Source organism: Candidatus Methylomirabilota bacterium (assembly GCA_035764725.1).
Classification (GTDB): Bacteria; Methylomirabilota; Methylomirabilia; order Rokubacteriales; family CSP1-6; genus DASRWT01.
In genome coordinates this window covers 1-17,368 of sequence record DASTYT010000073.1, presented here as the reverse complement: position 1 = coordinate 17,368, position 17,368 = coordinate 1, and the positions used below count along the sequence as shown (strand labels likewise).

Here is a 17,368-nt window from a genome sequence, read left to right as displayed (position 1 = left end):
GCGCAGTCCCGCCAGGAGGTTTTTTGTTTCTAGAGATCAGAACTGATCGACCACCGTGAGGGAAAGAGGGAACACGACATGCCGCCAAAGCCCGTGACGCCGACCCCGATGCCGTTCGACAAGTATCGGCCCTTCGTGCCGCTCGAGCTGCCCGACCGCCGCTGGCCGGACGGAAAGCTCGTGCAGGCGCCCCAGTGGTGCTCGGTCGACCTTCGGGACGGCAACCAGGCGCTCATCGACCCGATGGATCCCGAGCGCAAGCGGCGGATGTTCGAGACCCTCGTCAAGATGGGCTTCAAGGAGATCGAGGTCGGTTTCCCCGCCGCCTCCCAGCCCGACTACGACTTCGTCCGCATCCTGATCGAGGAGGACCTGGTCCCGGACGACGTCCTCATCCAGGTGCTGGTGCAGTGCCGGCCCGAGCTCATCGAGCGGACGTACCAGTGCCTGCAGGGCGCCCGCCGCGCCATCGTGCACTTCTACAACTCCACCTCCATCCTGCAGCGCCGGGTGGTGTTCGGCCTCGACAAGCCGGGCATCACGGAGATCGCCACCAGCGCGGCCAGGCTGTGCCGCCAGCTCGAGCCGACCTTGAAGGGTACCGAGGTCTTCTACGAGTACTCGCCGGAGAGCTACACCGGCACCGAGGTGCAGTACGCGGTGGACATCTGCGAAGCGGTGATGGACGTGATCAAGCCCACGCCCCAGCACAAGATGGTGCTGAACCTCCCGGCCACCGTGGAGATGTACACCCCGAACCTCTACGCCGACACCATCGAGTGGTTCCTCCGGACGGTCAGCCGCCGGGACTGCTTCCGCCTCTCCCTCCATCCCCACAACGACCGCGGCTGCGCGGTGGCGGCGGCGGAGCTGGGCGTGCTGGCCGGCGCCGACCGCGTGGAGGGCACCCTCTTCGGCAATGGCGAGCGCACCGGCAACGTGGACGTGATCACCCTCGCCATGAACCTCTTCATGCAGGGCGTCGATCCCGGCCTCGACATCTCGGAGATCGACGCCCTCCGGCGGGTCGCCGAGTACTGCAACCGCCTGCCCGTGCACCCGCGGCATCCCTACGTGGGCGACCTCGTCTACACCGCGTTCTCGGGCTCCCACCAGGACGCGATCAAGAAGGGCATGGAGGCCCTGCCCAAGGGCTACGACGTCTGGGAGGTGCCGTATCTCCCCATCGATCCCAAGCACGTCGGGCGCACCTACGAAGCGGTGATCCGCGTCAACAGTCAGTCTGGCAAGGGCGGGGTCGCCTTCATCATGAAGATGGAGCACGGCTTCGACCTGCCCCGGCGCCTCCAGATCGAGTTCTCCAAGACCATCCAGGCCATCACCGAGGACAGCGGGACCGAGATCAGCCCCGCCGACATGTGGACCGCGTTCCAGAAGGAATACCTCCCGACCACGCCCCTCTACACACTGCGCGGGCACGAGCTCAAGTCGGAGGACGGCGGCGAAGGGACCCGCATCACCGCCGACCTCGTGGTGCGCGGAGAGGCCAAGACCGTCACCGGCGCCGGCAACGGGCCCATCGCCGCGTTCGTCGACGCCCTCCGCCGCGGCCTCGGCGTCGAGCTGGACGTGGTCGATTACGCCGAGCACGCGCTCGGCCAGGGCGCGGGCGCCCGGGCCGCCGCCTACGTGGAAACCACCGGCCGCGACGGCGTGCTCCGCTGGGGCGTGGGCGAGCACCCGAACATCATCACCGCCTCCCTCCGGGCCGTGCTCTCTGCCCTCGAGCGTCACACGCGCTAGCCGGACACCGCCGCGGGCGCCCTGCTCCGCCGTCGCGCTCCGCGACGTGGGCAGGCGCGCCCCGCGGCGCGCGCACGTGGTTTGACAACCCCTTGGGCCGTCGCTAGTATGTGGCCCTCTTGCCCGACCGCACCGTCCCTTCCGCCCTGCTGAAGAAGGAGGTCGCCATGCGCCGCGCCGCGGTCCCCGGATTCGCGCTGCTCCTCGCCGTCGCCCTCGTCGTGCCCGGGCCGGCGAGCGCGCAGACCAAGGAAGACACCATCGTCTACTCGCTGCAGTCCGACATCGACTCGTGGGATCCACCCGCGTCGGTGCTGCGCGAGGCGATCATCCTCGGCTATCACGCGTTCGACCATCTCGCCACGCGCGACCTCAAGACGCGGCGGGTGGGCCCGAATCTCGCCACCTCGTGGAAGAACATCGACGACACCACCTGGGAAGTGAAGCTGCGCCAGGGCGTCAAGTTCCACGACGGCACCCCCTTCACCGCGAAGGACGTCAAGGCCACCTTCGACCGCGTGCTCGATCCCGCGCGGAAGATGACCGCCCGCGGCAACCACGCCAAGATCAAGAGCGTGGAGGTGGTGGACGACTACACGGTGCGCTTCAAGACCGACGGCCCCTACCCGCTCTTCGTCGAGCGCCTCACCGCCCAGGTGATGCAGTCCGAGAAGGTGATCCGCGAGAAGGGCGACCAGTGGATGGCAGAGAATCCGATCGGCACCGGCCCCTACAAGCTCGTGAAGTGGAGCCGGAAGCAAGAGCATCTGCTCGTCCGGAACGACGACTACTGGGGCCCCAAGCCCTACTACAAGTACCTCCGCATCCGCATCATCCCCGAGAAGGCCACGGAGATCGCCGAGCTCCTCTCCGGCGGCGTGGACGTGATCAAGGCGGTGCCGCCGGACCAGATGGACGTGATCGAGAAGTCGGGGGTCGCCCGCACCGGCACCTCACCCATCCTCCGCACCGCCATGCTACAGCTCGACCAGGCCGCGCGAGGCGGGCCCAATCCCTTCACGGACCGGAAGGTGCGGCAGGCCGCCAATCTCGCGGTGGACTCGGACGGGATTATCAAGCACGTGCTGAACGGGCTGGGCGACCGGGTGGCCACCGGCATCAATCCCATGGCCTTCGGCTGGGACCCGAACCTCAAGCCGTACAAGCAAGACCTCGCCGCGGCCAAGAAGCTCCTCACCGAAGCCGGCTATCCCAACGGCGTGGACATCGTGTTCCACGAGGGCCCGCCCATCGTCGAGCCCGCCATCCAGCAGACCAACGACGCCATCGTGGCCGACATGGCCAAGGCCGGCTTCCGCGTGAAGCGCAATTACATCGGCGACAACACCGTGCTGGTGGCGCGAATCAAGGAAGGCAAGGGCGGCCCGATGTTCAACTGGTCGTGGGGCTACTACTCGGTGTTCGACGCCGACGCCATCCTCTACGACGTGTTCAAGTGCGGCGAGTCGTACAGCTACTACTGCAACAAGGAGCTGGACGACCTGATCGCCACCGGCCGGTCCACCCTCGACGCGAAGAAGCGCACCGAGATATACGTGAAGGCCCAGAAGCTCCTCTTCGACGACGCCGCCTACCTCTACAAGTGGGGGCTGCGCGGCGTGTGGGGCATCAGCAACCGCGTGGAGTACACCGCGCCCGCCGACGAGGTGGACCGGCTCTTCCTCGCCACTCCTCGGAAAAAGTAGGCTGCTTCCGGCGCCCGTGTTGTTGCCGCTCCCGGCCGCCCGCCTCCACGCACGAGGGGGCGCGGCGGCCGTGAGTGAGCGGGCGCCGTCTCCTCGTTGATGCGACGCTACCTCGCGCGCCAGCTCGCCCAGCTCGTCGTGGTGGTGATCGGCATCTCCATCCTGTCCTTCGCCATCCTCCATGTCATCGGCGACCCCGTCCTCCTCCTCCTGCCCCAGAACGCCGGCAAGGAAGAGTTCGAGCGCTATCGGCACCTGCTGGGGCTCGACCGCCCCATCTACGTCCAGTACTGGACCTTCGCGAGCAATGCGGTGCGCGGCGACTTCGGCCGCTCGTGGTACGGCGACGTCCCCGCCTTCCCGCTCGTGATGGAGCGCATGCCGCCCACCATCTACCTGACCTTCGCTGGCCTCGCCGTCGCGCTCCTCATCGCGATCCCGCTCGGCACGCTCGCCGCCCTGCGCCGTCACTCGATCGTGGACACGCTCTGCACGGTGATCGCTACCGCCGGCCAGGCTCTGCCACTCTTCTGGTTCGGCATCATGCTCATCATCATCCTCTCGGTACGGATGAAGCTCCTCCCCGCCTCCGGCTACGGCACGTGGCAGCACTTCCTCATGCCGTCCCTCTGCCTGGGGATGGCGTTCGCGCCCATCACCATGCGCCTGGTCCGCTCGGGGATGATCGAGGTGATGAGCATGGACTACATCAAGACCGCGCGCTCCAAGGGCGTGGCGGAGCGCCGCGTGGTGTGGAAGCACGCCTTCCGGAACGCGTCCATCCCCGTCATCACCGTTCTGGGGCTCCAGTTCGGCCAGCTCCTGGGCGGGGCCATCATCACCGAGACCGTCTTCGCGTGGCCGGGCGTGGCCAGCCTCACCGTGGACTCCATCCGCAACCAGGACTTCCCCGTGGTGCAGTGCGCGGTGGTGCTCCTCGCGCTCATCATCGTGCTGGTGAATCTGGTGGTCGACGTGATCGTCGGCTTCATCGACCCCCGCATCCGGGCCGGCGCGTGAGCGACGCGATCGGCGCCCCACCCGAGGTCGCCCTCCAGCCCAGCGAGGCCGCCCCTCACGCCGAGCGGGGATCCCCCCTGCTCCGGCGGCTCCGGCGCCTGCGCTTCGGCGTGGCCGCCGCCGCCATTCTGCTCGTCATCGTGCTCAGCGCGATTCTCGCGCCACTGCTCGCCCCGCACGATCCACTCGTGGTGGACATTCGCCATCGACTGTCGCCGCCGGCGTGGATGGCGGGCGGGACGTCCGACCACCTGCTGGGCACGGACCAAGTTGGGCGCGATCTCCTCTCGCGGGTGATCTACGGGGGGCGCATCTCGCTCATCGTCGGCGTGTCGGCCGTGATCCTGTCCGCGACCATCGGCATCCTCGCCGGGCTCGCCGCCGGCTACTTCGGCGGCGCGATCGACTGGATCATCATGACGCTCGTCAACATCATCCTGGTCTTCCCGTTCGTGCTGCTCGCCCTCGCGGTGATCGCGGTACTGGGTCCGAGCCTGCCCAACATGATCGCGGTGCTGGGGGTCGCCGGCTGGCCCCTCTACGCCCGCGTGATCCGAGCCGAGACCATGGCCCTCCGCGAGCGCGAGTTCGTCACCGCGGGGCGTGCCCTCGGGATGAGCCACCGGCGCCTCATCTTCCGCCAGATCCTCCCGAATCTCATCTCGGCGAGCGTGGTCATCGCGACCCTGCAAGTCGCCCAGGTCATCGTGCTGGAGTCCTTCCTGTCCTTCCTGGGTCTCGGGGTGCAGCCACCCATCCCCGCCTGGGGCAACATGCTGGGCGAGGGCCGCGTCTACATGCTGAACTCGTGGTGGATCGCCGCCTTCCCGGGCGCCGCCATCTTCGTGACCACGCTGGTGATCAACCTCATCGGCAACGCCCTGCGCGACTGGCTGGATCCGCGGCTCAAGCTCTGATCGGAGACGCCGATGAACGTGTTCATCGCGATGATGTCCCACGAGACCAATACCTTCAGTAACATTCCGACTGACCGACGCCAGTTCGAAGCGCGGAATCTCCACTACGGCGGTGAGCTCGTGGAGACGTACCGCGGCACCGGCACCTGCCTGGGCGGCATGATCGACGCGGCGGAGCGCCACGGCGTGCGGCTCATCCCCTCGGTGGCGGCGGCGGCGTCGCCGGCCGGCCTCGTCACCAAGGAGATCTACGCGCACGTGAAGCAGCGCATGCTCGCCGATCTCCGCGCGGCGGGGCCGCTCGACGGTGTGCTGCTCGATCTGCACGGGGCGATGGTGTGCGACGGCATCGACGACGGCGAGGGCGACCTCATCGGCGCGGTACGCGCGGTCGTCGGGCCCTCCGTGCCCATCGCGGTGAGCCTCGACTTCCACGGCAATCTCTCCGAGGAGATGGTGCGCGGCGCCGATCTCCTCCACGGCTACAAGACCTATCCCCATGTCGACATGGCCGAGCGCGGCGTCGAAGCCACCGAACGCCTGCTGCAGGTGATCGCGGGCCGGCTTCGTCCAACCGCCGCGCTGCGCACCCCGCCCATCCTTCCTCCCCTGGGGAACCAGGGGACGGCGCGCGGGCCCATGCGACGGCTCTACGACATGGCGGACGAGATGGAGAAGGATCCCCGGGTCATCTCGATCTCTCTCTTCGCCGGGTTTCCCCACGCGGACATCCCCCAGGCCGGCCTCAGCGTCTACGTCGTCACCGACGGCGATCAGGCCCTCGCGGATCGCCTCGCCGATCAGCTCGCGCGCACCGCCTGGGAGCATCGCCACGAGTTCATCCACCAGGGCCTGCCCGTCTCCGAGGCGGTGGCGCGCGCGCTCACCGCCGAGGGCCGGCCCATCGTGCTCGCCGACATGGCCGACAACACGGGCGGCGGCGCGGCCGGCGACGGCACCGAGATCCTGCGGGAGCTCTTGCGCGTGGGCGCGCGCTCGGCGGTGGTGGCGTGCATCTGGGATCCGGCCGCGGTGGCCGCCTGCGTCAAGGCGGGCGTGGGTCAGTCGGTCACCCTCGACGTGGGCGGCAAGGTGGACCAGCGTCACGGCGCCCCCCTCCGCGTCACCGGGGTGGTGCGCACCCTGTCGGACGGCCGCTTCGTGCACAAGGGGCCGATGGCGCGTGGTCTCCCCGGCCGCCTCGGCATCACCGCGGTGCTGGACGTCAACGACGTCAAGGTGGTCCTCATCTCCTACCGCTGGCAAACGCTGGATCCGGAGATGATCCGCTTCGTCGGCCTCGACCCGCTCGAGCACAAGATCCTCGTGGTGAAGTCCACCATTCACTACCGGGCCGCCTTCGAGCCCATCGCCCGCGCGATCATCGAGGTGGACGCGCCGGGACTCTCGTCGTCCAACCTTGCGCGCTTCGACTTCAAGCGGGTGCGGCGACCCATCTTCCCGCTCGACCCCGATACCACCTACCCCTAGACTGAGGTGATGATCGCTCCCATCGGTGCGCTGATCTTCGATATGGATGGAGTGCTGCTCGACAGCGGGGCATGGCATCGCGCCGCGTGGGACGCGCTCCTGACCGAGCTGGGTGAGTCGCCCCCGCGGCCGGACTACTGGCGGCTCACCATCGGGCGGCCCAGCGAGGAAGCCATCCCGCTCCTCCTCGGCCGGCACGTGCCGGACTGGGAGGCCTATCAGCTCGCGCGTCGCAAGCGCGACCACTACGCGCGCCTCTCGCGCCAGGGGCCGCGCGCGGTAGCGGGGGTCGCCGGCTTCGTGGGGGATCTGGCGCGCCGCCGCGTGCCGCTGGCCGTCGGCACGTCCGCGTCGTCGTACGACGTCGATCACCTCCTGCGCGGCATCGGGCTCCTGCATCACTTCCCGGTGGTGGTGACCGCCGACGACGTCACGTACGGCAAGCCGAATCCCGAGGTTTACACGCTGGCGGCGCGTCGCCTCCGCGCGGATCCCGCGCAATGCCTGGTGTTCGAAGATTCGGTGGTGGGCATCCACGCGGCGCGCGCCGCGGGCATGCGCGCGATCGGCGTGGCGACTGCCTATTCCGCGGAAGAGCTCCATGCGGCGGGGGCCGAGCGCGTCATCGATCACTTCGAGGGCTTCGGATGGGACTCGATCGGAAGCCCGTAAGCACGCCCGCCTTCTGGGAAGGGCTCTATGCCGAGGGGCAGGACGGCTGGGAGCTGGGCGAGCCCAGTCCAGTGCTGGGAGCGTGGCTTGCCGGGGGCGGGCGATTCGCCATCAGCGGGGGCCGAGAAATGGCCCCCGCTCTCCCCCAACCGGCAGACGACCCGCGGCCGCGAATCGCCGTCCCGGGCTGCGGGCGCGGGCATGACGTGCGGCTGCTCGCGCGCCAGGGCTATCGCGTGGTCGGCTTCGACTTCGCGGCCGCCGCCGTCGCGGAAGCGCGTGGCCTCACCTCCCCGGGGGGTGTGGGCGCGACGTTCGAGCAGCGCGACGTCTTCACCCTCGGCCGCGACCACCGCGAGGCCTTCGACGGCGTGTGGGAGTACACGTGATTCTGCGCCATCGATCCCGCGCGGCGCGCGGACTATGTCGACGTGCTGCGTACCATCTTGAAGCGCGGCGGCACGCTGCTCGGGTGCTTCTATCCGTTGCGCGAGGGCGAGGACGGGCCGCCCTTCCCCGTCGCGTACGACGAGGTGGAGCGGTTGCTCGCGCCGCACTTCGCCATCGTGGAATCCGGGCCGCCGGCGGCGTCGATCGAGCGTCGGCGTGGTCTCGAATGGATGGTTCGCGCCACGCGGCTGTGACCGCTCGGAATGCAGATATAGACATTCTATAGGTGCTATTACTGGAAAATCATTCTCCAGCGCCGTCAGCCGGGTTTACAGAGAATATACTTCCCACCGCGAATGCGCCTACTTAGATTTCCCTTTGCGCCGCGCGTATTTACGGGACCTCGGCGCCGCCAACCGCGAGATGGCGGGGCCATGCGTGAGGACTCGCGGAGTCAGGTTTCTTGCCAACATTCCCGCATATCACTGCGGCACTACGTTCGTCTCTTTGCGCAAACGCGCAAATACCGCAGCTTACTCGTGATCCACCGCGCATGGCGCGACACTTGCATCTTCGCGCTAATTGGTGTTGCAGAGCGTTGTGCCTCTCATAGCGTGAGGGAAACTGCATGCGCGGGTTCCGGGGAGCCGTGCTGGCGTTGGCGCTTCTGGCGACACCTCTGCCCGCGCTCGCGGCTAGCCTGGCCATCGACATCAACGGGGATGGAATTGCCGGAGTTGATGTGAATAGTTCCTTCACCATCGGTTGGGCTGTCGAGGTGAAGACGCCGGTGCGTGTGACCGCGCTCGGCGTATGGGACGAGGGCTCCAATGGACTGGAGGTCGGCACCCCGGTGGGCTTGTGGACGGCGGCAGGCACACTGCTCGCCTCGACCACTGTTCCCGCAGGCGGCGGCGCGGACATCGCGGTCCCGTCCGTGCTCGGAGCCGGGCAGTGGCTGTTCGAGGACATCGCCGACGTGGACCTGGCGCCGGGATTCTATGTGCTGGGATCGGTCATCATCGAGGACGTGACCATGTTTCGTGCGTCCCAGGACGACGTGATCCTCGACCCGGCCCTGGCGAACTTCGACTCGGCCAAGTTTGCCGTCGGAGCAAATCTACAATTCCCGAATTCCGACGCGTCGCCGGGCAGCGATAACGGATTTTTCGGCCCGAATTTCCTCCTCGAGCCCGTCGTCACGCCGGTGCCCCTCCCCGCCTCCCTTGCGCTGCTCGGGCTCGGCCTCCTCGGATTCGGGGCGCGCCGCGTGATCCGGAAGCGCGGCTAGCGCGCGAGGGCCACGCAGGCCACGCCCGCCAGTACCACGGCGGCGCCCACGAGCCGCCGCCCCAGATTCTTCTCGCCGAGACACAGCCACCCGATCAGCACCGACAGCACGATCGAGAGCTCGCGCGCCGCCACCACGTAACCCGTCTTCGCCAGGCGGAAGGCGAAGAGCACGAGCAGGTAGCTGGTGAGATTCATGCACGAGGCGAGCAGGATCGTGCGCCAGTTCGCCCGCCACTCCTCGACGAGCGCGTGGTGGTCGCGCAGTACCGGCGGCGCCAGCAGCAGCGTCATCCCCGCGCCGAGAATGACGAGATAGGGCAGCGGGTGCAGCCGCGAGACCCCGACCTTATCGACCAGGGAATAGGCGGCGACGGTCAATCCCGTGAGGAGCGCCCAGCCGAGCCCCCTCACCCTGCCCCCTCCCCCCGAAGGCGAGAGGCTGAGGCGCGATGCGAGCGCGATGGCGACGATCCCAGCGATCACGAGTACGATGCCGGCCGCGCCAAGCGCCGAAGGGCGCTCGTCCAGCAGAAGCACGCCGACCACGGGCACGAGCGCCACGCCGAGCCCGCGCGCGACCGGGTAGACGAGCGAGAGGTCGCCGCCCGCCGAATAGGCGCGGGCCAGCGCGTAGAAGTAGACGAAGTGGATGACGATGGTGGCGCCGAGAAACGGCATGGCGGACGCCGGGACGCCCTCGTCCGGGAGATAGGCGAGGCCCAGCGGCGACAGCACGAGGGTGGCGAGCGCCACGGACGACCACAGGAAGGCCATGGGCGCCCGGGCCCGCTTGGCGAGCGCGTTCCAGGCGGCATGAATGGCGGCGGCGCAGAGGACCAGTGCCAGAGCCGGGCCGGACATCCTGGACAGTCTATGCGAGGCTGGACGGAAGCCCGCGCTTCGTTGTACTCTCCTGCCCACGCCGCCCGGTCCCATGGGGCGCGCGTGCCGCCGATTCCCGGACACTCTTCTTCATCGCCGAGGAGGACACACGATGGGCGTCATCTCGCGTCGCCAGTTCCTCGCTACCACCGGGGCCGCGGCCGCCGGCACCGCCGTCGGGCCGTGGGTGCTGCGGGCCCATGCGCAGGCTCCCACGATCAAGATCGGCATTCTCTTCGACCACACGGGGCCATTCTCCGCCGCCGGCTCGCTCAACTGCTGGCGCGGCGCGAAGATGATCATCGACCTCGTGAACGAGAAGGGCGGCGTGCTCGGCAAGCACAAGATCGTCCGCGTGGACGGCGACAGCCAGTCCAAGGCTGAGATCGCCATCAACGAGGCGGAGCGGCTGCTCAACGTGGAGAAGGTCGACGTCCTCGCCGGTGTCTATTCGAGCGCTCACGCCGTGCCCCTCGCGGAAAGAGTAGACAAGCAGAAGCGCTTCCTCTGGATCACCACCGCGATCTCCGACGCCGTCTTCAAGGACCGGAACCTCCAGTACACGTTCCGCCCGCAGCCCAACGGCGGCCTCTTCGGCGCCATCTCCGTGCAGTACATCGCCGCCTTCTCCCAGGAGCGGCTCAAGGCGGCGCCGAAGGACCTGCGCGCGGCCATCATCTACGAGGACGGCCCCTACGGCACCGGCGTGGCCGCGGCCAACGAGGCGGAAGCGAAGAAGCAGGGCATGAACGTGGTGCTGAAGGAAGGCTATTCGATTCAGGCGCCCGATCTCTCGGCGCTCGTCACCAAGCTCCGCTCGCAGCGTCCGGACGTGCTCTTCCACACCGGCTACAACCCCGACATCGCCCTGTTCCTGCGCCAGGCCAAGGAGCAGGGACTCCGCGTGAAGGCCTACCTGGGCCACGGCGCCGGACACAGCCAGATCGACAAGCTGAAGGAGAGTTTCGGGGTGGCCGACATCGAGGCATTCCACTCCGTGGACCCGGTGGCCTCGCAGCTCCTCGATCCCAAGAAGCTCAAGTCCGGCGTGGGCGATCTCACCGCGGAGATGGTCAAGCGGTTCCAGAAGGAGTTCGAGCCCAACATGGACGCCAGGGCGATCGCGCCGCACGTCTCGATGGGCTTCAACAACCTCTGGATCCTCCTGAACGATGTCCTCCCCCGCGCCATCCAGAAGCACGGCGGCTTCGGGCCCGACGCGCTCGCGAAGGCGGCGCGCGAGACCGACATCCCCGAGGGCGGCACGATGATGGGCTACGGCGTGAAGTTCCTTCCCGAGGGCAACCCGATGCGCGGCCAGAACGAGCGCGCGTTCCCGGTGGTGTTCCAGGTGCATGAGGGGAAGTTCGAGGTGGTGTTCCCGAAGTCGGTGTCGACGGCGGCGCCGATCCTCCCGCTCCCGGCGTCCTCGCCGTGGGCCGCGCGCGGCTGATCTGACCGGACGGGCCGGGGCGCGCGGTCGGGCGCCCCGGCCCCGCCCCGCCCCATGCTCACCGTCTCCCGCCTCACCAAGCGCTTCGGCGGTTTCACCGCCCTCAACGAGGTCTCGATGGAGGTGCGCGAGGGCGAGATCCTGGGACTCATCGGCCCCAACGGCTCGGGCAAGACCACGCTGTTCAACTGCATCTCGGGAGCCCTCCTGCCCTCCGCGGGCTCCATCACCTTCGGCGGGGCCGAGATCGGCGGCCTCACCCCCGATCGGATCTGCCACAAGGGCATCGCGCGCACGTTCCAGATTCCCCGGCCGTTCCGCAAGCTCACCATCCTGGAGAACGTGGCGGTCGCCGCGCACTACGGCGCAAGCCAGCGGGGCACCGAGGCGCAGGCACGCGCGCACGCCCGCGAGACGCTGGCCCTGGTGGGACTACCCACCGATCCCGCCGCGTCCACCGCGCTCCTGGGCGCGGGCGGGCTCAAGAAGCTCGAGCTGGCGCGGGCGCTCGCCACCCGCCCCAAGCTTCTCCTCGCCGATGAGAGCCTCGGTGGCCTCGACCCGTCCGAGATGCACGATGCCGCCGAGCTCCTGAAGCGTATCCGCCGCGAGCTCGGCATCACCATCGTCTGGGTCGAGCACATTATGGCCACGCTGATGCGGGTGGTGGACCGCATCGTGGTCCTCGACCACGGCGAGAAGATCGCGGAAGGCACGCCGCAGCAGGTCGCCGAGGACCCCAAGGTGGTCGAGGCCTACCTCGGCGAGAAGCTCGTCCTCGCGTGACCGCCGCCTGACATGCTCGAGCTTCGCGCGATCAGCGCCGGCTACGGCCAGTTCACCGCCCTCTGGGACGTGAGCCTCCGGGTGGACCGGGGCGAGACGGTCGCGGTGGTGGGGCCCAACGGCGCGGGCAAGACGACGCTGCTCCGGGTGATCTCCGGGCTGATCGCGCCGCGGTCGGGCGCCCTCACCTTCGACGGGGCCGAGCTGGCCGGGCGCCCCGCGCATCAGATCGTCGGGCACGGGATCGCCCATGTTCCGGAAGGGCGGCGGCTCTTCCCCGCCCTCACCGTGGCGGACAACCTGAAGATGGGCGCCTTTCTCCCCGCGGCGCGCGCGCGCTTCGCGGAAAGCCTCGAACGGGTGTACGCGCTCTTCCCCGTGCTCGCGGACCGGCGTGCGCAGCGTGCGGGCAGCATGTCGGGCGGCGAGCAGCAGATGCTGGCCATCGGCCGCGCGCTCATGTCGCGGCCCAAGATCATCCTCCTCGACGAGCCGTCCATGGGGCTGGCCCCCGTGATGGTGCTGCGGCTCTTCGATCTCATCCGCCGGGTCCGCGAGGAGGGCTACACCATCCTCGTGGTCGAACAGAACGTGCGGCAGGTGCTCAAGCTGGTGGACCGCGCCTATCTGCTCGAGGTCGGCCGCATCCGCATGGAGGGCCGCGCCGCCGAGCTCAGCGAGCAGGACTTCGTCAGAAAGGCATATATGGGCGTCTAGCCATGATCGATCCGATCTTCCTCGTGGAGGCGATGGTCAACGGCGTGCTGCTGGGCGGTGTCATCGCCCTCCTCGCCCTCGGCCTCAACTTGATCTTCGGCGTGCTCGACATCGTGTGGATCGCCTACGTCGATCTCGTCATGCTCTGCATGTACGCGATCTACTTCCTGGTGACCGTGCACGGCTGGCCGTTCTGGGCCGCTGGACTCGTCTCCCTTGGAGTCGGCGCGCTGCTCGGCGTGGCCGTGCACCTGCTGATCATCTCGCCCATCCTCACGAGCCCGCCCGTCAACCAGCTCCTCGCCACCGGCGGGCTGCTCTTCTTCGTGCAGTCGGCGGCCACGCTTCTCTGGACCACCGACCACCGGTCGGTCCGGCTCTCCCTGCCGTCCTGGGAGATCGGCGGCATCTTCATCCCCGCCACCCGCCTCATTCCCTTCGGGATCTCCATCCTCGCGGTGATCGGCCTCTACCTCTTCCTCACCCGCACCTACATCGGCACCGCGATCCGGGCCGTCTCCCAGGACCGTGAGGCCATGTCGCTGATGGGGGCGAGCCCGCAGCGCATCTACGTCGTCACCTCCGCAGTGGGTGGGCTCATGGCCGGCCTCGCCGGCGCGCTGCTGATCTTCCAGTACGCGGTGCACCCGTTCTTCGGCGGCCAGTTCGGGCCGTTGACGTTCATGGTGTGCGTGCTCGGCGGGCTGGGGAACATGGTGGGCGCCTTCGTGGCGTCCTTCATCATGAGCGAGGTGATTGCGGTGGGCGGCGTGGTGATGTCCACCGAGATGGGCTACGTGATCGCCTTCGTGATCTTCATCGTGATGATCTTCATCCGCCCCGGCGGCATCCTGGCGAGGCGCCAGTGACCCGCGGCCGCGTTCTCGCCGGCGCCCTCCTCCTCGTCCTCCTGCTCCAGCCACTCATCCCGCTCGGCGGCTACCGGCAGTACGTGCTACACGTCACCATCCAGATCTTCATCTGGTCCTTCATCGGCAGCGCGTGGTCGCTGATGGGTCGCTTCCAGCTCGTCTCCCTCGGCCACGGCGCCTTCCTCGGGGTGGGCGCCTACGCCACGGTGCTCCTCTGGAACGTCTACGGGGTCACGCCGTGGCTGGGCGCGGTGGCGGGCATGATCCTCGCCGGGCTCCTGGCGGTGGTGGTGGGGCTCCCATGCTTCCGGTTCCGCGTGGTCGGCCACTATTTCGGCCTCGTGACCCTCGCGGTGGGCGAGGTGATCCGCCTTCTCATCATCGCCGAGCGCGACTGGACCGCGGGCTCCCTGGGCCTCACCCTCCGCAGCGCGGGCGGCGACTCCCTCTGGGCCGTCCAGTACGGCAGCAAGCAGGTCTTCTACTACGGAAGCCTTGCGATGTTCCTCATCGGCCTCTGGATCTGGCACCGGGTGGACCGGAGCATGGCGCGCGCGGCGCTTGAGTCGATCGGCGAGGATGAGACCGCGGCGGCGTCGGTGGGCATCCACGTGACACGCTTCAAGCTGGGTATCACCGTACTCTCGGCGGCGCTCACCGCCCTCGGCGGGTCCCTCTACGCCCAGGCCATCGCCTACGTGAACCCCGAGACCCTGGCCGGCATCGGCGTCTCGCTCAAGATCGTGTTCGCGGTGGTGCTGGGCGGGATGTACACGCTGCTCGGACCGCTCGTCGGCACCGCGCTCACCACCGCGTTGTCGGAATTCCTCCGCATCCTGTTCGGGCTCAAGCTCCTCGGCATGGCCGACACCATCTACGGCCTGCTGCTGATCATCTTCATCATTTTCCTGCCCGACGGAATCTACGGAAGCCTGCGCGCCGCGCTCGCTCGCCGCGCCGCCCGGAGCGCCGGGGGTGCCGGCGTCGCCGCGAAGGCGTCCGTGTAGCGCCTATCGCGCGGCCCGCGCGTCGGGCATAATGACCGCGATCACCCCAGGAGGTGTGGCATGGCGCGGTGGAGCGTGTTTCCCGACGACGCGGAGCCCCCGAAGCCGGCGCTGAAGCTGGCCGAGCAGGTCGAGCAGGACGGTGGCGCGGTGCTGACGATCTACCGCGAGCCGGTGGGGGATCACTGGCAGATCTTCTGCCTGCTGCCCGCCGCGAAGGTGGACGCGACGCCCTATCAGCGCGATCCCTCGCCCGCGCACGTCAAGCGCCTGCTCGAGTGCGTGAAGAAGGTCGACCGATTCGTCGACCCGATCGTGGTGATGTCGCCCGAGCCCGGCCGCTACTGGACGCCAAATGGAAATCACCGGCGAATCGTCCTCGAGAAGCTCAAGGCCAAGATGGTGCCGGCGATCGTGGTGGTGGAGCCCGAGGTCGCGTACCAGATCCTCGCCCTGAACACCGAGAAGGCCCACAACCTCAAGGAGAAGTCCCTCGAGGTCATCCGCATGTACAAGGGTCTCGTGAAAGAAGAGCCCGACCGCGGCGAAGAGGCCTACGCCTTCCAGTTCGAGGCGCCCCACTTCATCACGCTGGGCCTGCTCTACGAGCGGAACAAGCGCTTCTCGGGCGGCGCCTTCGCGCCCATCCTGCGCCGCGTGGACAAGTTCCTGAAGGGCCACTTCCCGAAGACGCTCGGCGAGCGCGAGGAGCGCGCCGACATGGTCGCGGAGGCCGACGAGGCGCTCGGCAAGGTCGTGGCAAAGATCAAGAAGCGGGGCATCAACCATCCCTATGTGAAGAACTACGTCCTGGCGCGGACGACGCCGCTCACCCGCCAGCGGAAGACGCTGCCCACGTTCGAGCAGACGTTCAAGAAGCTCGTGGCCAACCTGGAGGAGTTCGACACCTCCAAAGTCCGCTACGAGGACGTGCAGCGCGCCGGCATCATGGCCGCGCCGGCGGCGGGCTAGGGCCATGCCCGCGCCGCCGAAGCTCTCCGCGGATCACGTGAGCGCGCGCCTGCGCGACCTCCCGGGCTGGACCATCAAGGGAGGCAAATTACACCGCGAGTTCACCTTCTCCGACTTCGTGGCCGCCTTCGGATTCATGACCGAGGTGGCCCAGGCCGCCGAGGCCCTGGAGCATCACCCGGAATGGTTCAACGTCTGGAACCGCGTCACCGTGGACCTCAACACCCATGACGCGGGCGGGCTCACCGAGCTGGACTTCTCCCTCGCCGCGCGCATGAGCGAGCTCGCGGCCGCGCCGCCCCACCGGCGGCTGCCCGATCTCCCTGCCGCGCCCTGATCGTGCGCGATCGCGTCGTCGTCATCAGCGGCGGCACCGGCGCCCTCGGCCAGTCCATGGTCCTCGCCTTCCTCGGCGCCGGCGCCCGGGTCTGCGTGCCCTACGTGGTTCCTGCCGAGCAGGCGGCGCTCCAGGCGCGCCTGGCCCCCGGGGAGGCCGCGCGGGTCGAGATGAAGCCCTGCGATCTCGCCGACGAGGCCGCCGTCAACGCGTACGTGGGTGACATCGCCACGCGGCACCGCCGGGTCGACGTGCTCGTCAACGCGGTGGGCGGCTTCGCGGGCGGGGACCTCGCCTCCACGCCCTTGGCCGAGTGGAACCGCATGATGACGCTCAACCTCACCACCGCCGTGGTGGGCTGCCGCGCCGTGCTGCCCGAGATGACGCGGGCGCGCTGGGGCCGCATCGTGAACATCGCCTCCCGGGCGGTGATCCCGCCCCAGGGCGGCTTCATCGCCTACACGGTCTCGAAGGCGGCCGTGATCACCCTCACCCAGGCGCTCGCCCAGGAGGTGCGCGCGCACGGCATCACGGTGAACGCAGTGCTGCCGAGCACCATGGACACGCCGGCCAACCGGAAGGCCATGCCCGACGCCGATCGCTCCGGCTGGGTCTCGACGGCGTCGGTGGCGCGGGTCGTCGCCTTCCTCGCCTCCGATACCGCAGATGCGGTGACCGGCGCCGCGGTGACGGTATAATCCCCGGCGTGATCCCCCGGTCCTCGTCCGGGCGCGGGCTGCGCGCGCGCGCCGTCCTCGGCTTCTGCGCCCTGCTCGCCGGCTGCGCGGGCCAGCCGGCGGGAACGCCCGTCCTGCCCGCGGCGAACCCCGCCGCGACGGCGGCCCGCGGCGAGCTTCCGCCGCCCACGCGCACGGAGCTGCCGAACGGCCTCCGTCTCATCTACCAGGACCACCGCGCCTCCGACATCGTCGCCGTCTACCTCTGGGTCGGGGTGGGCGTGCGCTACGAGAAGCCGGACGAGCTCGGCTACGCGCACTTCCAGGAGCACATGCTCTTCAAGGGCACGGACAAGTGGGGGCCCGGCTACATCGATCGCGCGGTGGAAGGCGTGGGCGGGCGCTCGAACGC

At 68.7% G+C, this 17,368-nt stretch carries 17 protein-coding genes and 1 pseudogene; 17 read left to right on the top strand and 1 reads right to left on the bottom strand.

From position 1 onward, the window contains the following. Positions 1-78 precede the first annotated feature (78 nt). The 8 genes and pseudogenes from leuA to VFX14_12110 all read left to right on the top strand — a co-directional run bounded on the left by leuA (position 79) and on the right by VFX14_12110 (position 9,251). Positions 79-1,764, top strand: a complete 1,686-nt coding sequence (leuA, locus tag VFX14_12145) for a 2-isopropylmalate synthase (protein ID HEU5190431.1) — start codon at positions 79-81, stop codon at positions 1,762-1,764. 167 nt (positions 1,765-1,931) lie between these two features. Then, positions 1,932-3,470 carry an ABC transporter substrate-binding protein gene (locus VFX14_12140; GenBank protein ID HEU5190430.1) on the top strand — a complete coding sequence of 513 codons (1,539 nt, stop codon included), beginning with the start codon at positions 1,932-1,934 and terminating at the stop codon, positions 3,468-3,470. Positions 3,471-3,569: 99 nt separating this feature from the next. Further along, the gene (locus VFX14_12135; protein ID HEU5190429.1) at positions 3,570-4,490 is read left to right on the top strand and encodes an ABC transporter permease; all 921 of its coding nucleotides are present in this window, start codon (positions 3,570-3,572) and stop codon (positions 4,488-4,490) included. Beyond that, a complete protein-coding gene (locus VFX14_12130) occupies positions 4,487-5,407 on the top strand; it encodes an ABC transporter permease (GenBank protein HEU5190428.1) in 921 nt (306 codons plus the stop codon). Before VFX14_12135 ends, VFX14_12130 begins: the two co-directional genes overlap by 4 nt. A 12-nt stretch (positions 5,408-5,419) precedes the next feature. Continuing rightward, positions 5,420-6,898 (top strand): M81 family metallopeptidase, encoded by a 1,479-nt coding sequence (locus VFX14_12125; protein ID HEU5190427.1) that lies wholly within the window; start codon positions 5,420-5,422, stop codon positions 6,896-6,898. Positions 6,899-6,907: 9 nt separating this feature from the next. Beyond that, complete coding sequence (locus VFX14_12120; protein HEU5190426.1) at positions 6,908-7,570, top strand: HAD family phosphatase; 663 nt, start codon at positions 6,908-6,910, stop codon at positions 7,568-7,570. Beyond that, positions 7,546-8,214, top strand: a pseudogene (locus VFX14_12115) (methyltransferase domain-containing protein). The gene VFX14_12120 and the pseudogene VFX14_12115 overlap by 25 nt, the downstream one beginning before the upstream one ends. A 374-nt stretch (positions 8,215-8,588) precedes the next feature. Beyond that, a complete protein-coding gene (locus VFX14_12110; protein HEU5190425.1) occupies positions 8,589-9,251 on the top strand; it encodes a PEP-CTERM sorting domain-containing protein in 663 nt (220 codons plus the stop codon). Here VFX14_12110 and VFX14_12105 read toward each other — a convergent pair. Next, positions 9,248-10,114: a DMT family transporter gene (locus VFX14_12105; GenBank protein HEU5190424.1), complete on the bottom strand. Its 867-nt coding sequence runs from the start codon at positions 10,112-10,114 to the stop codon at positions 9,248-9,250. The two genes, VFX14_12110 and VFX14_12105, sit on opposite strands and share 4 nt — an antisense overlap. 133 nt (positions 10,115-10,247) lie before the next feature. Here VFX14_12105 and VFX14_12100 point away from each other — a divergent pair, with 133 nt between their 5' ends. The 9 genes from VFX14_12100 to VFX14_12060 all read left to right on the top strand — a co-directional run. Further along, on the top strand, positions 10,248-11,588 hold the full coding sequence (locus tag VFX14_12100) for an ABC transporter substrate-binding protein (protein HEU5190423.1): 1,341 nt from the start codon (positions 10,248-10,250) through the stop codon (positions 11,586-11,588). Between the two features lie 54 nt (positions 11,589-11,642). Continuing rightward, the gene (locus VFX14_12095; GenBank protein HEU5190422.1) at positions 11,643-12,374 is read left to right on the top strand and encodes an ABC transporter ATP-binding protein; all 732 of its coding nucleotides are present in this window, start codon (positions 11,643-11,645) and stop codon (positions 12,372-12,374) included. Positions 12,375-12,386: 12 nt separating this feature from the next. Beyond that, positions 12,387-13,091 (top strand): ABC transporter ATP-binding protein, encoded by a 705-nt coding sequence (locus VFX14_12090; GenBank protein ID HEU5190421.1) that lies wholly within the window; start codon positions 12,387-12,389, stop codon positions 13,089-13,091. Between the two features lie 2 nt (positions 13,092-13,093). Continuing rightward, entirely contained in the window at positions 13,094-13,960 is an 867-nt protein-coding gene (locus VFX14_12085) for a branched-chain amino acid ABC transporter permease (GenBank protein HEU5190420.1), read from the top strand. Then, positions 13,957-14,970 carry a branched-chain amino acid ABC transporter permease gene (locus tag VFX14_12080; protein ID HEU5190419.1) on the top strand — a complete coding sequence of 338 codons (1,014 nt, stop codon included), beginning with the start codon at positions 13,957-13,959 and terminating at the stop codon, positions 14,968-14,970. The genes VFX14_12085 and VFX14_12080 overlap by 4 nt, the downstream gene beginning before the upstream one ends. 60 nt (positions 14,971-15,030) lie before the next feature. Beyond that, positions 15,031-15,942: a chromosome partitioning protein ParB gene (locus tag VFX14_12075; protein ID HEU5190418.1), complete on the top strand. Its 912-nt coding sequence runs from the start codon at positions 15,031-15,033 to the stop codon at positions 15,940-15,942. 4 nt (positions 15,943-15,946) lie between these two features. After that, the gene (locus VFX14_12070; protein ID HEU5190417.1) at positions 15,947-16,279 is read left to right on the top strand and encodes a 4a-hydroxytetrahydrobiopterin dehydratase; all 333 of its coding nucleotides are present in this window, start codon (positions 15,947-15,949) and stop codon (positions 16,277-16,279) included. Positions 16,280-16,281: 2 nt separating this feature from the next. After that, on the top strand, positions 16,282-16,977 hold the full coding sequence (locus tag VFX14_12065; protein ID HEU5190416.1) for an SDR family NAD(P)-dependent oxidoreductase: 696 nt from the start codon (positions 16,282-16,284) through the stop codon (positions 16,975-16,977). Positions 16,978-16,985: 8 nt separating this feature from the next. Next, on the top strand, positions 16,986-17,368 hold a 383-nt coding region (locus tag VFX14_12060; protein ID HEU5190415.1), incomplete at its 3' end, for an insulinase family protein.